We start from the raw sequence: 15,046 nt of genomic DNA on the forward strand, positions 1-15,046 counted from the left end.
CGGAAGTCAGGCTTCGATCCCGTTCAATACGACGTGATAAGGCACATCGACCAGCACCGAATGCACCCGATTGCGGCCGGCGTGCTTGGCGCAGTACAACGCCGTATCCGCCTGGGAGGCAAGGCTCAGGCTGTCGTCATGGGCACCGAGAGAAACCACCCCGGCACTGAAGGTGCAGAACAGATCGGCGGGCTGCGCCGGGTAATGGATCTCTGCAAAGCGATGGCGGATGTCATCCAGCACCCTGTGGGCGCTCTGGATGTCGGTGTCCGGCATGACAATGGCAAATTCCTCACCGCCGTAACGCCCGATGAAGTCGGTTTTGCGCAAGCGTTGCTTGAGAAACAGCGCAAGACTCTTGATGACGCGGTCCCCCATCGGGTGGCCGTGGCTGTCGTTGACCTTCTTGAAGTGGTCGATATCGAGCATGGCAAAGCACAGCGGCTTGTCCTCACGTCGCGAACGAAAGCTGCAATCTTCCAGCAGTTGCAAAATATGCGTGTGATTGTAAAGCCCGGTCAGGCTGTCGCGGACCATGCGTGCCTTGAGGCTTCGCGCCCTGGCAGCACGGTTGCGCACCGTGGTGATCAGATGACGGGGTTTGATCGGTTTGGTCAGAAAATCGTCGCCGCCTTCGCTCATGGCATCGAGTTGCTTGTCCTGATCGTCTTCGGCCGACAGATAAATGATCGGCACGCTGACATAACGGTCGTTATGGCGAATGACCTTGGCCAGCTCCGTACCGGTACACCCCGGCATGTACATGTCGAGAATGATCAGGTCGGGCTGAAACTCGGCCAGTTCGGACATCGCCTGAATCGGGTCGAGCAACACCCGCGTGACGATTCCGGCGGCGTTGAGAACACGCTCGGTGTGCAGCGCCTGCGCGCGGGAATCGTCGATGATCAGCACTTTATAAGGCTCGTATTGAGCCACGCAGGTCAGCACTTCGATTTTTTCCAGCAGACTCGACGCTTCCAGCGCGCCGGTCAGAAACTCTTCGCCACCGGCCCTGACGGCGGCCAGGCGGGTGGGCGTATCGGTTTCATTGAGGCTGAAAAACAACAGCGGAAGCTTCTGTTCCAGCCCTTCCTGAGCCTGAGAGGCCAGTTCAAGACCCTTGCCCGGCCCGCTGAAATCGACATCCATGACAATCGCTGCCGGGTGCCGCTGTGCCATCGCCCGCTGAAACTCGGCGACATTGTGCAGCGACAGCGCCGCCAGCCCGAAAAACTCCAGCTGCTTGGCCAGGCGCTCGGCCCGCTCGTGATCCTGAAGCACTATATAGACGGGCTTGCGCAACGGTGGCAGCGCCGTCTGCTCGAAACGATCGCCGTGCCGCAGCCCGGTTCGGGAAAGGCGCTGCATCAGACGATTGAGATCCGTGATGACACGGCTGTTGAGGCGACCGCGATTGGCTTCCACCGCATCGAGGGCCTGGCTGATCTCATGCGCCAGAGCGCTGTGTTCTGCCTGCTCGAAACGCTCGGCGAAGCGCGAAAGACGCTGCGTGGACTCCTTGAGCTCGGCCATATCGCCGACCGACCATTCGGCCTTTTGCAGACGCTGCCACGTCTCCAGAATCTGGCGCGCCTGGTGAATGACCCGTTGGGCAAAGTGATGCTTCAGGCGATCTCGGCTAGGGTCTTCGTGGTCGGTCATGGTCAGACTACTGTGGTTTTGCTGAGCGATACGGCTGATGGCGCTATGCTAGCACCTCCGTTACAACAGAACAGCGTCGTAAGTCACTTATTTGACAACAATTTGATGGCGCATAGCCAGTATGCAAAATCAATCGATGCATAGACTGCGCCTATGATCGTTACAGTTCAAATATCAAGATAATGTCTGTCAGCCGCACCTTGAGGTAAGGTTGCGGTCGAACGCCTCGTGAAGCATTCAACTCAAGATCGAAAGGACCCTACCATGCTGGATTGGAAGAACCGCGCAGGCAGCGCGGGTGCGCGCAGCGCTGACACTTCATCGACCAAACGCCGCGGTTACCTGGGTAACCTGTTCTATAGCCGTGCGCTGGGCGCCCTGATCTTGATCTACCTGCTCGTCGCACTGGCAGTCGGCTGGTACTGGAGCAAGGAACCTGCGCTGTTCCCGGTACAACAGAATGCGCAAGCCGCCGCCGAGCGCGAAGGCAAACAGATGGTCATCGGCTACACGACGGTTGAAACGCTCAAGACCGTGGCGGGCACGTTGCTTAACAAGCCCGGTGGATACCTGTCCAACGACCGCATGCCACCTGGCCTGTGGCTGGACAACATCCCGAGCTGGGAATACGGCGTGCTGGTGCAGGTGCGTGATCTGAGTCGTGCGCTGCGCAAGGATTTCGCCCGCTCCCAGTCGCAATCGGCTGAAGATGGCGATCTGGCCCGCGCCGAGCCGTTGTTCAACTTCAACAATCGCAGCTGGCTGCTGCCTTCCAGCGAGTCGCAGTACGCCGAGGGGATCAACTCCCTTAGCCGCTACCAGGCACGCCTGTCCGATCCCAACCAGAAAGGCGCGCTGTTTTATGCCCGCGCCGACAACCTGAACAACTGGCTGGGCGATGTCGGCACCCGCCTGGGTTCGCTGTCGCAACGCCTGTCGGCCAGCGTTGGCCGGGTCAAACTCAACAGCACGCTGAAAACCGAAGCCGCTGTGTCGGTCAAACCCGGTGAAGTACCGCAGGTCGACGAGGAAATCGTCGAAACGCCATGGCTGGAAATCGACAACGTGTTCTACGAAGCACGCGGTCAGGCCTGGGCCCTGTCGCACCTGCTGCGCGCCATCGAGGTTGATTTTGCCGATGTACTGGCGAAGAAGAACGCGACGGTCAGCGTGCGCCAGATCATTCGTGAGCTGGAAGCCTCACAAGAGCCGATGTGGAGCCCGATGATTCTCAACGGCAGCCCGTTCGGCGTGTTCGCCAACCACTCGCTGGTCATGGCCAACTACATCTCGCGTGCCAACGCCGCGGTCATCGACCTGCGCCAGCTGCTGAATCAGGGCTGATGTCCATACCTGCCAACGAGGCCGCGCACCGCGCCGCCTCGGATGCCGAGCAGATCGCCTGGGTCGACGAACAGGATCGACTGCTCGGTTCGCTGGTCCGCGCTGACCTGCGTGAACGCGGACTGATCGGACGCGGCACTTATATACTGCTGTTCAACAGTCTTGGTGAGCTGTGCGTGCATCGGCGTACCTTGAGCAAGGCGATTTATCCCGGCTACTGGGACGTAGCCGCAGGCGGGATGGTCCAGGCCGATGAAAGCTACGCAGCCTCTGCCGCGCGCGAGCTGGAAGAAGAGCTGGGGGTCAGTGGCGTACCGCTGCAGGCCCACGAACAGTTTTTCTTCGATCAGCCGGGCAACCGGCTCTGGTGTGCAGTGTTTTCAGCCGTATGGGACGGACCTTTGAAACTGCAACCTGAAGAGGTCCTGGAGGCGCGCTTCATGCCCATCGCCGAAGTTCTGCAACAGGCTGAGCATAATCCCTGGTGCCCCGACTCCCTGGCGGCACTGAAACGCTACCTCAAGCAGATAGAGAACGAGCAGTAAGCGAGTGTTCAGCAATTGGCACATCCAGCCCCTTAGCAACCGGCCTGTTTGCCGTTACACTGCGCGACCTTTTCAAACTGGACCGGCCCTGCCGTTTCAGTAGCGCTGCCCCTGCCAGAGTGGGGCTTCGCGGTCGATGGCTCGTACGAGTCCGACCCATCTTCAGTCCTCAACAAGAGGATGTTTGCGTGGCTAAAAAAGCCGCTTCTCTCGCCGCCCTGGGTGGCCTGGTATTTTCAACCGACGCTGGGCGCCACTGCCCCGATTGTCGTCAACCCGTTGCCGAGTGCGCCTGCAAACAGACGGCCATCCCCGAAGGTGACGGCATTGCCCGTGTACGCCGTGAAAGCAAGGGCCGGGGCGGCAAGACCGTCACCACCATCAGCGGCGTCCCGCTGGCCGAAGAACCGCTCAAAGAGTTGGCCAAGGCTCTCAAGCAACGCTGCGGCACAGGCGGATCGCTCAAGGAAGGCGTGATCGAGATTCAGGGCGATCACGTCGAACTGCTGTTGGCAGAGCTGATCAAAAAAGGCTTCAAGGCTAAAAAGTCCGGCGGCTGAACCCGCGAATCAAATCGTCATTTCCACCCATTACAATGCGCGCAGCCAGCTTCAGGCTGGCGCAACGACTTATTTATAGGGGACTTCGATGTCCGTAAGACGCACACGTAAAGACGATGGCAGCCAATGGACCGTTGCGGACAGCCGCAGCGTTTACGGCATTCGCCATTGGGGCGCGGGTTATTTTGCTATCAACGAAGCGGGACGCGTTGAAGTCCGTCCCAACGGGCCGGACAGCTCGCCCATCGATCTTTACGAACAGGTCGACAATTTGCGCAAGAGCGGCCTGTCGCTGCCCTTGCTGGTGCGCTTCCCCGACATTCTGCAGGACCGTGTGCGTCAGCTGACCGGCGCGTTCGACAGCAACATCGCGCGCCTGGAATACCAGAGCAAGTACACCGCGCTGTACCCGATCAAGGTCAACCAGCAGGAAGCGGTGGTGGAAAACATCATTGCCACGCAGAACGTCTCCATCGGCCTGGAAGCGGGCTCCAAGCCTGAGCTGATGGCGGTGCTGGCACTGGCGCCCAAAGGCGGCACCATCGTCTGCAACGGTTACAAGGACCGTGAGTTCATCCGTCTGGCGCTGATGGGCCAGAAGCTGGGCCACAACGTGTTCATCGTCATCGAGAAAGAGTCCGAAGTCGAACTGGTGATCGAAGAAGCCGCCGAGCTGAAGGTCGCTCCCCAGGTTGGCCTGCGCGTACGCCTGTCTTCCCTGGCGTCGAGCAAATGGGCGGATACCGGTGGCGAGAAATCCAAGTTCGGTCTGTCGGCCGCGCAATTGCTGTCGGTGGTCGAGCGTTTCCGCAAGGCCGGCCTGGATCAGGGCATCCGCCTGCTGCACTTCCACATGGGCTCGCAGATCGCCAACCTGGCCGACTATCAGCACGGTTTCAAGGAAGCGATCCGTTACTACGGCGAACTGCGCAAGCTCGGCCTGCCGGTGGATTACATCGATGTCGGGGGTGGTCTGGGGGTCGATTACGACGGTACGCACTCGCGCAACGCCAGCTCGATCAACTACGACATGGACGACTATGCAGGCGTCGTGGTCGGCATGCTCAAGGAATTCTGCGACGCGCAAAGCCTGCCGCACCCGCATATCTTCTCGGAAAGCGGCCGCTCGCTGACCGCCCACCACGCCATGCTGGTGGTGCAGGTGACCGACGTCGAAAAACACAACGACGAAGTCCCGGAAATCGCCGACAAGGCCAGCCTGCCGGAAACCGTGCAATGGCTGGTCGACCTGCTGGGCCCGACTGACATCGAGATGGTCACCGAAACCTACTGGCGCGCCACGCACTACATGAGCGACATCGCGGCCCAGTACGCCGATGGCAAGATCAGCCTGTCGGAAAAGGCGCTGGGCGAGCAATGCTACTTCGCCGTCTGCCGTCGCCTGTACAACTCGCTGAAAGCCCGTCAACGCTCGCATCGTCAGGTGCTGGACGAGCTCAACGACAAGCTGGCCGACAAGTACATCTGCAACTTCTCGGTGTTCCAGAGCCTGCCGGACACCTGGGCCATTGGCCAGGTGCTGCCGATTCTGCCCCTGCACCGCCTGAATGAAGAGCCGGTGCGCCGCGCCGTGCTGCAGGACCTGACCTGCGATTCGGACGGCAAGATCAAGCAGTACGTCGACGAGCAGAGCATCGAGACCAGCATGCCGGTGCATTCGCTGAACGAAGGCGAAGACTATCTGCTGGGGATCTTCCTGGTGGGTGCCTACCAGGAAATTCTCGGCGACATGCACAACCTGTTCGGTGATACCGATTCGGTGAACATCTACCAGAACCCGGACGGCAGCGTTTACCACGCAGGCATCGAAACCCACGACACCATCGAAGACATGCTGCGCTACGTGCACCTGTCGCCGGAAGAACTGATGACCCATTACCGGGACAAGGTCGCCAGCGCCAAGATCACCCCACGCGAGCGCACCTACTTCCTCGATGCCTTGCGCCTGGGGCTGACCCGCTCGTCGTACCTGTCGTCCTGATCGTTGCGCGGAGCCAGATCTAACTGCTTATCGTGCCAATGCTGCGCATTGGCATGCAGTTCGTGACGCGGAGCGTGAGGAACGAGAGGTGCCCGTAACCACCGCCCCCCATGCTCCGCACTCATACAGCCCCCACTCGATGTAATCCCCCGCCAACACTTGCTGTAGGCAACGTCCTGTTCTACCTGCAGACCTCTACCCTGCCCGGCTTCTGCGCGAGAATCCGCGGTCGCATTCCCGGTAGAGAAGCCCTCCATGTCCGACCCCGCCAGCGCGCCATTCCTTCATCTGGAGATTGCCCGCCTGCAGCGCCGTTTCAGCGTCGTATCGTTCAGCGCAACCGAAGCGATCAGCCAGCCGTATGCCATCGAGCTGGAAATCCTCGGCGACGGCTTCGATCTGGACCTGACCAGCCTGATGTACAAACCTGCCTGGCTGAGCTGCGGTAGCGAGCCCGGATTTCATGGGCAAGGCTTTCACGGTCAGATTCACGGCGCGACCCGCAAGCATTACCACCCCGGCCCGGCCTGCTACACGCTGCTGATGGGACCTCGACTGGCCTGCCTCGGGCTACGCCACCACTCACGTATCTTTCAGCACATGACCGCCACGCGGATCATCGCCCAGGTGCTGGAAGAACATGGTTTGCAGCACTGCTTCCGCTTTGCCCAGCAGACGCAATGCAGCGAGCGCGAAAGCTGCGTGCAGTACCAGGAGTCCGACCTGCAACTGGTCCAGCGGCTGTGCGCAGAAGAAGGCATTCACTACCATTTCGTCCACTCGCGTCGCCGCCACGAGTTGGTCTTTGGTGCCATCCCCCGGGAAGCCGGATTCAAAACACCTGTCCCGGCACCGCGCCCCGCCATTGCGCCACTGCAGCGTGGCTGGATCAGCGGTCGCGACGGCGAACCGGCCAGGACCGATGCGTCAGGCCGGGTGCATGTTCGCCTCGAATGGGAGTGGCAACGCCCCGAGGGCCCCGACGCCGGCTGTTGGCTGCATCTGGCTGCGGGGCTGGACATCGAATGTCGGGGTGGCATGGCAGTGATTGTGAGCTTTTGCGCAGACGATACCCGCCCGCCGCAGATTACCGGCTGTTTGTCAGCGCTGGCAGACAAAGATGGTCGCAGGAATGATCAAGCACGTGCCGATAATGTTGAGATGCACCTCGACTGGCAGGTGATCACCGGGCCAGACCGACAACTGCAACTGGCGGACGGGACCCGCCTGGAACTGGCTGAAGGCAGCACACTGACAGTCGATGCCGGAGCGAGCACGGTACAGATCGACGACAGTGGCCTCACGTTGAGCAGCCCGCGCGTCAGCTTTGCCAGCCCATCGAGTGATCCGCGCAGCAGTGAATGACGTAGCAGCAACTGTGCGGCACTGGGACGAAGCGTGACGGTCTCAGGCATATCCGACTTACCTTCCAGAGCCTCTCCGCTATGATCCGAGTGATTTTCCTGACACTGATGACCGGCGCCGTACTGGCAGCGCTGTCCGGTTGCTCGCCTTTGAAGCTGCTCAATACGTTGAACCCGAGCGGCCCTGTCGATCATGTCTACAACCTGGCGTACGGGCCGGATCCACGCAATACGCTGGATGTCTACACGCCCAAGGCGAAACCGGCCAAGGCACCGGTCGTGGTGTTTTTCTACGGCGGCAGCTGGAACAGCGGTTCGAAGGCTGATTACGCGTTCGTCGGCGAAGCGCTGGCCGCACGAGGCATGGTGGTGGTTATCGCCGACTACAGGCTGTATCCACAGGTACATTACCCAAGCTTTCTGGAAGACTCGGCCAAGGCGCTGGCCTGGGCACACAAACATGCAAACACCTACGGGGGCGACCCGAGCCGCCTGTACGTGATGGGCCACAGCGCCGGGGCCTACAACGCCGCAATGCTCGCGCTCGACCCGCGCTGGCTGGCGCGCGAAGGCTTGTCGCCCTCCATCCTCAGCGGCTGGATCGGGCTGGCAGGGCCTTATGACTTCCTGCCCATCGAGAACCCGGACGTGAAGCCAGTGTTCTTCTTCCCCAATTCCCCGCTGGATTCGCAACCCATCAATCACGTCACGTCCAGCGCGCCACCGGCACTGCTGATGGCCTCGCACACCGACTCGCTGGTCAACCCCAAGCGCAACACCGGTGGCCTGGCCAGGGCGTTGCGTGAAGCCGGCGTGCCGGTGCGCGACCTGTATTTCTCACGCACCAATCACGGCACGCTGGTCGGCGCATTCGCCAGATTGCTGAGCGGTCTGGCCCCTGTGGTCGATGAGGTGGACATGTTCGTCAGGCACACGCCGCAAACGGCATCCGAAAAGAACGCAACCGGGCCAAAGGCTCAGTGAACGAACCAGCCGTCCCTGCGTGTCAGCCGCCAGGCAATGGTCCCCAGGCTCAGGCCGCGCAACAGGGTAAAAGCCAGGAACGTCAGCCATAAGGCGTGGTTGCCGTGGCTGGAAGCCAGATAAGCCAATGGCGCGATGCCCGCTGCGCTGAACAGCATCGCGTTACGCATTTCCCGCGCACGGGTGGCACCGATGAACAGGCCGTCCAGCAGGTAGCTCCACACGGCCAACAATGGCATCAGCGCCAGATACGGCAGATACGTCATCGCGGTGGCGCGCACTTCCGGAATATCGGTCTGCAGGCTGACGAAGCCCTGCCCGGCCACCAGAAAGAACAGCGCAAACACTACGCTGGAAATCAGTGACCAGCCCCCCGCGACCACCAGAGAGCGTCGCAACGTATCCCGGTCCCGTGCGCCGATGGCATGCCCGCACAGCGCTTCGACCGCATGCGCCAGCCCATCCAGGGCATGGGCAGTCAACAGCAGGCCATTGAGCAGCAAGGCATTGGCGGCAACCGTCGCATCCCCCAGGCGAGCGCCCTGCACGGTGATCAGGAACATCACCGATTGCAGCGCCAGCGTGCGCAGAAAGATGTCCCGGTTGACGGCCAGTAAGGGCCGCCAGTTGCTCCACAGCCGCAAGGCCGACCAGACAATCCGGCCCGGCCAGGCGCGCAAGGTGTTGCGTGCCAGCAGCAGACCGAGCACCACGCCGGTCCACTCCGCGAGTACCGAAGCACGCGCCGAGCCGACCACGCCCCAGTCCAGCCCCATGACGAACCACAGATTGAGCACGATGTTGACGGCATTGGTCACCAGCAGAATCGCCAGTGGCGCCCGAGCGTTCTGCGCACCCAGAAACCAGCCGACCAGCGCATAACTGGCCAGCGCCGCAGGCAGGCCGAACAGTCGGGTATGGAAGAAATCCAGGGTCATTTGCTGCAGATCGGCAGACGGCTGCATCATCGTCAGCGCCAGATGGCTGAACGGCAAGGCGATCACACCCAGCAACAACGCCAGCCCGACAGCCAGCAGCAGCCCCTGCAACAGAATCCGCCGCAACGCAGCGCTGTCACTGCGCCCTGCCGCCTGCGCGGCAAACCCGGTGGTGCCCATGCGCAGAAAGCCCATGGCCCAGGCGAGAAAGGTATACAGCGTCGCGCCCACCGCCACGGCGCCCAGCTGATGGGCGTGGGGCAAATGACCGATCACCGCACTGTCGACCAGCGCCACCAGCGGCACGGAAATATTCGACAGAATCATCGGCGTCGCCAGCGCCCAGACACGACGATGGGTTGAGCGATGACGCCAGTCAGTGAGCAACGTAGACATGAGAACTCCCGGCAAGGCGGGCATTGTAGCCAGATCAAACGCGGGGTGTCCCAGCGTTTCGATACGTCCGGAAAGGGTACTCATGCCTCGAAAGCTGCGGCGTTATCGTTGCGCACGCTCCAGCCTGGGAATGCATTTCGTGACGCTCTGCGTCACCCACTGCATGCCAACGCGGAGCATAGGCACGATAGTCAGTCCGTTCGATAGATGACCTTACTGGTCAATCTGACAGTAATACTTGTCATCACGACTGTTATATAGTCGCATCCTCTCTACCGTTGCCGATGAGTGCCCCCATGCTAAACAAAGGATTGTTTCTGGCTTGCGCGCTTGCGCTGCTGAGCGCCTGTGATTCTTCTTCCACGGATAAACCCGCGCCCGCCGCGGCACCCACGACCCAGGCAACGGTCACCGACACGAAGCCCAAACCCGCAGTCGACCTCGCCGCGCTGAGCAAGCGCTACACAGGCCGTGAACTGACGGTCATCGATGTCTCGGAAATCCAGGTCGACGGCGCAAGCACGCTGTCGGTAAGCTTCTCGGTACCGCTCGACCCCGAGCAGAAATTCGACGAAAAACTTCACTTGGTGGACAGCAAGAGCGGCAAGGTCGACGGTGCCTGGGAACTGTCGGATAACCTCATGGAATTGCGCCTGCGCCACCTGGAGCCGCAGCGCAAACTGGTCCTGACCGTCGATGCCGGGTTGCTGGCCGTCAACAAGGCCAAACTCGCCGCCGAATACATCAGCCGCCTGGAAACCCGCGACCTGCAGCCCTCTGTCGGTTTCGCCAGCCGTGGCAGCCTGCTGCCGACCCGTCTGGCCGAGGGCATGCCGGTGATCGCGCTGAACGTCGACAAGGTGGATGTCGAGTTCTTCCGCATCAAACCCGATTCGATGCCGAACTTCCTCGCCCAGTGGGACGGCGCGTCGAGCCTGTCCAGCTACAGTTCCGAAGAACTGCTGCCCATGGCCGAACTGGTCTACAGCGGCCGCTTCGACCTTAAGCCCGCGCGCAACACCCGCGAAACCCTGTTGCTGCCGATTGCCGGTATCAAGCCCCTGCAACAGCCAGGCGTTTATCTGGCGGTGATGCGCGCCTCGGGCACCTACAGCTACTCGCAGCCAGCAACCCTGTTGACGCTCAGTGACATCGGCCTGTCGGTGCACCGTTACAGCAACCGTCTGGACGTCTTCACGCAAGCGCTCGAGGGTGGCAAGGCGCTGAGTGATATCAGCGTCGATGTGTATGACGACAACGGCAAGGTCGTCGCCCAGGGCAAGACCGACAGCGACGGCCACGCGCAACTGCCATTGCCGGCCAAGGCTGCCGTGGTACTGGCGCACAAGGACGAACAGACCAGCATGCTGCGCCTCAACAGCTCGGCGCTGGACCTGGCCGAATTCGATATCTCCGGCCCGCAGGCTCACCCCCTGCAATTCTTCATCTTCGGCCCGCGCGACCTGTATCGCCCCGGCGAAACCGTGCTGCTCAACGGCCTGCTGCGCGACAGCGACGGCAACACCGTCAAGCCGCAGCCCATCACCGTCGAAGTGCGCCGTCCCGATGATCAGGTCAGCCGCAAATTCGTCTGGGAAGCCGACAGCAACGGTTTCTACCAGTATCAATTGCCGCTTGCCGACGAGGCCCCCACCGGACGCTGGCAACTGGTGTTCGACCTGGGCGACGGCAAACCGCAGCTCTACGAGTTCAAGGTCGAGGACTTCCTGCCTGAGCGTCTGGCGCTGGAGCTCAAGGGCAGCGACACGCCGGTGGCGCCTGCTGACAACCCGCAATTCGATATCACTGGCCGCTACCTGTACGGCGCCCCGGCTTCGGGCAATACGCTGACCGGCCAGGTCTATGTCCGCCCGCTGCGCGAGGCGGTGCCGAAGCTGCCGGGCTATCAGTTCGGCTCGATCACCGAGGAAGACCTCAAGCATGATCTGGAGCTTGAACCCGTCACCCTCGATGCCGAAGGTCATTCAACGCTCGCCGTACAGAGCGAGTGGGCGCAGGCCAAATCGCCGCTGCAACTGATTCTGCAAGCCAGCCTGCAAGAGTCCGGCGGGCGGCCGATCACCCGTCGTCTGGTGCAGCCCATCTGGCCGGCCGAACAGCTGCCCGGCGTGCGTGCCCTGTTCGGCAGCAGCGCAGGCAATGACGACTACGACGACGAAGCCAAGGGCGAAGCGCAGACCAATGGCGACGGCCCGGCCGATTTTGAAATCGTCATGGCCGACGCGGCGGGCAACAAGCTGGCGGCTGACAACGTGAAAGTCCGGCTGATCCGCGAGCGTCGCGATTACTACTGGAACTACTCGGCCGACGACGGCTGGAGTTACCACTTCAATGAGAAATTCCTCAACCTGAACGAAGAGACCGTCAGCATCACCAAGGACGCCACCGCCAGGGTCAGCTTCCCGGTCGAATGGGGTCCTTACCGTGTCGAGGTGGAAGACCCGTCCACCGGAATGGTCAGCAGCCTGCGCTTCTGGGCCGGTTATCGCTGGCAGGACAACACTGACGGCGGCGCGGTCAGGCCGGATCAGGTCAAGCTGGCGCTGGACAAGCCGGCCTACAACGATGGCGACACCGCTAAAGTCACTGTCACCCCGCCGGCTGCGGGCAAGGGTTATCTGCTGATCGAGTCCAGTGAAGGCCCGCTGTGGTGGCAGGAAATCGACGTGCCTGCCGAAGGCAAATCGTATGACATCCCGCTGGACAAAAAATGGGCGCGCCACGACCTGTACGTCACCGCTCTGGTGATACGCCCCGGTGAACGCAAGGCCAATGTCACACCCAAGCGCGCCGTGGGTGTGCTGCACCTGCCGCTGGACCGGGCGCAGCGCAAGCTGGCGCTGACGCTCACCGCGCCGGAGAAAATGCGCCCCAGACAACCGCTGACCCTCAAGGTCGCCGCCAAAAATGCTGACGGCAGCGTACCCAAACAGGTCCATGTGCTGGTGTCGGCGGTGGACGTCGGCATCCTCAATATCACCAGCTACGCGACGCCCGATCCGTTTGCCAGCCTGTTTGGCCGCAAGCAGTACGGCGCAGACCAACTGGACATCTACGGTCAGTTGATCGAAGCCGGTCAGGGGCGCCTGGCAAGCATGGCGTTCGGTGGCGATGCACTGGCGAAGGGCGGCAAACGTCCGGACACCAGCGTCACCATCGTGGCGCTGCAAAGTGCGCCGGTGACGCTCAATGACGCCGGTGAAGGTGAAGTCAGCGTCGATATCCCGGACTTCAACGGCGAGCTGCGCGTCATGGCTCAAGCCTGGACCGAAGACCGCTATGGTATGGCCGAGGCGAAAACCGTGGTTGCCGCGCCGATCATCGCCGAACTGTCGACGCCGCGCTTTCTCGCCGGTGGTGACCAGACCAGCGTGGCGCTGGACGTCTCCAACCTGTCGGGCAAGGCGCAGAAGCTGGACGTGAACATCAGCGCTGAGGGCCAGTTGAGCCTTCCGGGCGGCGAGCAGAGCAAGCCCTTGCAGCTCAAGGACGGCCAGCGCGTCACCCTGAAGATTCCGGTGCTGGCGCAGGGCGGCCTGGGTCAGGGCAAGATCAAGGTACTGGTCGAAGGTCTGGACCTGCCGGGCGAAAACCTGCCGGCCTTCACCCGCGAATGGACCGTCGGTGTGCGTCCTGCCTACCCGGCGATGCTCAAGCATTATCGCGCCACCCTCAATGATCAGCCCTGGAGCCTGCCGGAGGGCGCGCTGGAAGCATTCGAACCGGCCGGTCGTGAGGCGCTGCTGTCGTTGTCGAGCCTTCCGCCCTTGAACCTCGGCGAACAGATTCGCGCACTGAAAGCCTATCCTTACGGCTGCCTGGAACAGACCGCCAGCGGCCTGTACCCGTCGCTGTATGCCGATGCCGCAACCCTCAAGCGCCTGGGCCTGACCGGTGAAACGGATGCCGAACGCAAGCGCAAGGTCGAGATCGGCATCGAGCGACTGCTGGGCATGCAACGTTACAACGGCAGTTTTGGCCTGTGGGGCTCGGACAGCGACGAGGAATACTGGCTGACGGCCTATGTCACCGACTTCCTGCTGCGCGCCCGCGATCAGGGCTTTGCCGTGCCGCCGGATGCGCTGAAGAAAGCCAGCGAGCGCCTGCTGCGTTATCTGCAGGATGCCGGCCAGATTCAGGTCAATTACAGCCAGAACGCCGAACATACGCGCCTCGCTGTGCAAGCCTATGCCGGGCTGGTGCTGTCACGCAGTCAGCAGGCACCGCTCGCGGCCTTGCGCAGCCTGTTCGACCGCCGCAGTGATGCGCGCTCCGGCCTGCCGCTGGTGCAACTGGCAGTCGCGCTGGAGAAAATGGGCGACAAACCCCGCGCCGACCAGGCCCTGCTGGCGGGTCTGGCCGCCAGCCGCAAGAATGAATGGCTGGCTGACTACGGCAGTTCACTGCGTGATCAGGCGTTGATACTGGCACTGCTGGAAGAAAACGACCTCGCCAAAGACAAGCGTGATGAGCGCCTGTTCGCCTTGGCCGATGAGGTGGCCGCCAATCGTTACCTGTCCACGCAGGAAAGCAATGCACTGTTCATGGCTGGCCGCAACCTGCTGGGCAAAGCGGAAAAGGACTGGACCGCCAGCATCGCCAGCGGCACTCAAACCCGCGAGCTGAGCAACAAACAGCCGGGTCTCAAGCTGGACGGTTCGCTGCTGGCCTCGCCGCTTTCGGTACACAACCAGAGCAGCGAAGCGCTTTACCAGCAACTGACCGTCTCCGGTTATCCCACCCAGGCGCCTGCGGCGGGTGGCGAAAACCTGAGCATTCGCCGCGAGTACCTGAACCTGAGCGGCGCACCACTGAACATTGGCGCCTTGAAAACCGGGCAACTGGTGCTGGTGCACCTGGAGATCGGTGCCAAACAGCGCGTGCCGGACGCGCTGGTGGTAGACCTGCTGCCTGCGGGCCTGGAGCTGGAAAACCAGAACCTGGCGCAAAGCGCGGCGAGTCTGGAAGACGCCAGCGAGGAGGTGAAAACCATCCGTGAGTCGATGGAAAACGCCGGGATCAAGCATCAGGAATATCGCGGCGATCGTTACGTGGCAGCCCTGGACATCGACGGCAGCAGCACCGTGCACCTGCTCTACCTGGCGCGAGCCGTCACCCCGGGCACCTACCGCGTACCGCCGCCGCAGGTCGAATCCATGTACCGCCCGAACTGGCAAGCCCTGGGCGAAGCGCCAGCGCAGATGGTGGTGAAGGGGAAATGATCGATTAC

General features: G+C 61.9%; 9 protein-coding genes. 7 read left to right on the forward strand and 2 right to left on the reverse strand.

What is annotated here, in order from left to right:
* Positions 1-6: 6 nt before the first annotated feature.
* Positions 7-1,662: a response regulator gene (locus QRN50_RS22975; protein ID WP_003399755.1), complete on the reverse strand. Its 1,656-nt coding sequence runs from the start codon at positions 1,660-1,662 to the stop codon at positions 7-9.
* Positions 1,663-1,926: 264 nt separating this feature from the next.
* Between QRN50_RS22975 and QRN50_RS22980 the strand changes: the two genes are divergently transcribed.
* The 6 genes from QRN50_RS22980 to QRN50_RS23005 all read left to right on the forward strand — a co-directional run bounded on the left by QRN50_RS22980 (position 1,927) and on the right by QRN50_RS23005 (position 8,461).
* Positions 1,927-3,006 (forward strand): DUF2333 family protein, encoded by a 1,080-nt coding sequence (locus QRN50_RS22980; protein WP_011268997.1) that lies wholly within the window; start codon positions 1,927-1,929, stop codon positions 3,004-3,006.
* Positions 3,006-3,551, forward strand: coding sequence for an NUDIX hydrolase (locus QRN50_RS22985; protein ID WP_003399749.1), 546 nt, complete (start codon positions 3,006-3,008; stop codon positions 3,549-3,551). The genes QRN50_RS22980 and QRN50_RS22985 overlap by 1 nt, the downstream gene beginning before the upstream one ends.
* Before the next feature lie 188 nt (positions 3,552-3,739).
* Positions 3,740-4,111, forward strand: a complete 372-nt coding sequence (locus tag QRN50_RS22990) for a translation initiation factor Sui1 (protein ID WP_024641019.1) — start codon at positions 3,740-3,742, stop codon at positions 4,109-4,111.
* A gap of 88 nt (positions 4,112-4,199) precedes the next feature.
* The gene (gene speA, locus QRN50_RS22995) at positions 4,200-6,113 is read left to right on the forward strand and encodes an arginine decarboxylase (protein ID WP_003399746.1); all 1,914 of its coding nucleotides are present in this window, start codon (positions 4,200-4,202) and stop codon (positions 6,111-6,113) included.
* 255 nt (positions 6,114-6,368) lie between these two features.
* Positions 6,369-7,478: a contractile injection system protein, VgrG/Pvc8 family gene (locus QRN50_RS23000; RefSeq protein WP_054092236.1), complete on the forward strand. Its 1,110-nt coding sequence runs from the start codon at positions 6,369-6,371 to the stop codon at positions 7,476-7,478.
* Positions 7,479-7,558: 80 nt separating this feature from the next.
* A complete protein-coding gene (locus QRN50_RS23005) occupies positions 7,559-8,461 on the forward strand; it encodes an alpha/beta hydrolase (RefSeq protein WP_054092237.1) in 903 nt (300 codons plus the stop codon).
* Here the strand turns inward: QRN50_RS23005 and QRN50_RS23010 are convergent.
* A complete protein-coding gene (locus tag QRN50_RS23010) occupies positions 8,455-9,795 on the reverse strand; it encodes an MATE family efflux transporter (protein ID WP_054092238.1) in 1,341 nt (446 codons plus the stop codon). The genes QRN50_RS23005 and QRN50_RS23010 overlap by 7 nt on opposite strands.
* A gap of 296 nt (positions 9,796-10,091) precedes the next feature.
* Here QRN50_RS23010 and QRN50_RS23015 point away from each other — a divergent pair, with 296 nt between their 5' ends.
* Entirely contained in the window at positions 10,092-15,038 is a 4,947-nt protein-coding gene (locus tag QRN50_RS23015; RefSeq protein ID WP_096126874.1) for an alpha-2-macroglobulin family protein, read from the forward strand.
* The last annotated feature ends 8 nt before the right edge of the window (positions 15,039-15,046 follow it).

This window comes from Pseudomonas sp. MEJ108, assembly GCF_030208985.1.
In the GTDB taxonomy this organism is placed as follows: Bacteria; Pseudomonadota; Gammaproteobacteria; order Pseudomonadales; family Pseudomonadaceae; genus Aquipseudomonas; species Aquipseudomonas fragariae.